Raw genomic sequence first — 2,388 nt, 5'->3', positions numbered from 1 at the left:
CTGCGCGCCGAGTTCGGCCGGGCGCTGGCCGCGCTGCACGCCGTCACCGGCGACCGGTACGGCTACGACGGCGGCCGCGCCACCGCCGGCACCTGGCGGGGTGCCTACACCGCGATGGTGGACGACCTGCTCGCCGACGCGGCCGACTGGGCGGTGCCGCTGCCCGTGCCCGCGTCCCGGATCCGCGAGCTGGTCGCCCGGCACGCGGCCGTCCTCGACGTGGTGCGCCGCCCGGCGCTGCTGCACTTCGACGGCTGGGCCGGCAACGTGCTGGCGGTGGACGGTCCGGACGGCACGCCCCGGCTCAGCGGTCTGGTCGACGGCGAGCGCCACCTGTGCGGTGACCCGCTGCTGGACCTGGTGTCGCCGTTGCTGTTCCGCCGGGCCGAGGACGAGCCGGACGACCCGCTGGTGCGGGCCTACCGCGAGGCGGCGCCGTTCGCGCTGGACGAGGGCGCGCGGCGGCGGCTCGGGCTCTACCGGCTGCACCTCTACCTGCTGATGACGGTGGAGATGCCCAGCCGGGGCATCACCGCGCGGTCGGACCCGGGCCGGGTGGCGCTGCTGGCCGAGCTGCTCGACGCGGAGCTGGCCGACCTGTCCGGGCCGGTCAGAGCCAGCCGGAGCGGCGGAACAACCGGTGCAGCGTCACCGCCGACGTCGCCATGAGCAGCAGCGCGCCGGCATAGCCGTACCGCCAGTGCAGCTCGGGCATGTGCGCGAAGTTCATCCCGTAGACGCCGGCCACCGCGGTCTGCGAGGCGGCGATCGCCGCCCACGAGGCGATCTTGCGCATGTCGTCGTTCTGCTCCACCGCCAGTTGCGCCAGCCGGGACTGGACCAGCGACGTGAGCAGCTCGTCGTAGGCGTTGATCCGCTCGACCACCCGGCCCAGCCCGTCGGAGACGGCGGCGAACCGGTGGCGCAGCGCGGGCGGCGGGCCGGCGTCGGGGGAGTCCAGCAGCGCGCGCAGCGCCGCCGGCAGCGGCAGCACCGCCCGCTTGAACTCCACCACCTCGCGTTTGAGCTGGTAGAGGTGCTGGATGTCGGTGCCGCGCTCGCGGGCGAACACGCTCTCCTCCACCCGCTCCAGGTCCCGTTCCAGGTGCTCGGCGACCTCCAGGTAGAGGTCGACCATCCGGGCGCAGACCGCGTACGCCACCGCCCACGGCCCCTCGGCCAGCACCTCCGGCCGGCGCTGCACCTCCTCGCGTACCGGCGCGAGCGCGCCGGTGGCGCCGTGCCGCACGGTCACCGCGAACCGGTCACCGACGAACACCAGCACGTCCCCGGTGTCCACCACCTCCGAGGTGGCGGTCAGCTCGGTGTGCTCGACGTAGCCGGCACTGCGCAGCACCAGCAGCGTCACGTCACCGTAGCGCCGCAGGGTCGGCCGGTGCCCGTCGGCGAGCGCCTGCTCCACCGCCGGCTCGTCCAGCCCGAACGTCCGCCCGACCGCGGCCATCACCGCGGCGCCCGGCTCGTGCAGGCCGAGCCAGACGAAGGTACGCCGGCCGTGGCGGGCCCGGGCGTACGCGTCGGCGTAGTGCGGCCGGCCCGGCTCCCGTCGTCCGCCGACGTAGACCGCGCAGTCGACCACCGCGTCCGGGTTCACCCGGCGGGGCCGGCGCGCGTCCGTCGGGTCGACGCGCCCGAGCAGCCGTCCGACCACACGGGGCAGTCGCCGCCGCCACCGGATCCGGTCCACTCCGCACCTCCGCCGCCCGGGAAACCGACGGCCTACCGTACGGCCCGCGGCGCGACGGCGGTGTCCGGCCCACGTCAGCGGGCGGCGGTGGCGAAGACGACGATGTTGTCGGGATAGTTTCCGGTGCGCGGATCGAAGCGCCCGCCGCAGGTGATCAGGCGCAGCCGGGGCGCCGCGCCGCCGCCGTACACCCGCTCGGTGGGGAAACGCTTCTTCGGGTACGCGCCGACGCCGTCCACGGTGAACGTCGCGGTGCGGCCGTCGGCGCGGACCACCCGGACGGTGTCGCCGGGGCGCAGCCGGCCGAGGTCGAAGAAGACCGCCGGGCCGTGCTGCGAGTCGACGTGCCCGACCAGCACGGCGTTGCCGGCCTCGCCCGGGGACGGGCCGGGGTGGTACCAGCCGGCGACCTCCGGGCGCTCCAGCGGCGGCACCTCCAGCGCGCCGTCGTCGTCGGTGGCGACCGGGACGATCTCGGCGTCCACCCCGATGCGGGGGACGACGACCCGCACCGGTGTCGACCGGGGGAGTGCCGGGCCGGCCGTACCCGGGCCCTCGGAGGGCGGCGCGGCGGAGGCGCCGGGTTGGGGTGGTGAGGCCGAGGTGCTGCCGAGACCGGCCGAGACGAGCCCGGCGCCGGTGGCGCCGGCGAGGGTGACGGCGGTGACGACGGCGACGGT

Annotated in this window: 3 protein-coding genes; 1 reads left to right on the top strand and 2 read right to left on the bottom strand. The window is 76.2% G+C overall.

Going from position 1 to position 2,388, the window contains the following annotated elements:
- Positions 1-669 (top strand): phosphotransferase (locus HUW36_RS31040; RefSeq protein WP_174531335.1); only part of this gene is annotated, 669 nt, incomplete at its 5' end.
- Here the strand turns inward: HUW36_RS31040 and HUW36_RS31035 are convergent.
- The gene (locus tag HUW36_RS31035) at positions 611-1,708 is read right to left on the bottom strand and encodes a magnesium and cobalt transport protein CorA (protein WP_174531334.1); all 1,098 of its coding nucleotides are present in this window, start codon (positions 1,706-1,708) and stop codon (positions 611-613) included. The two genes, HUW36_RS31040 and HUW36_RS31035, sit on opposite strands and share 59 nt — an antisense overlap.
- A 74-nt stretch (positions 1,709-1,782) precedes the next feature.
- Positions 1,783-2,388: class F sortase (locus tag HUW36_RS31030; protein WP_174531333.1), on the bottom strand; the 606-nt coding region annotated here is incomplete at its 5' end.

It is taken from the genome of Micromonospora maritima (genome assembly GCF_902825405.1).
GTDB classification, from domain to species: domain Bacteria; phylum Actinomycetota; class Actinomycetes; order Mycobacteriales; family Micromonosporaceae; genus Micromonospora; species Micromonospora maritima.
This window is presented reverse-complemented; position numbering and strand designations above follow the sequence as displayed.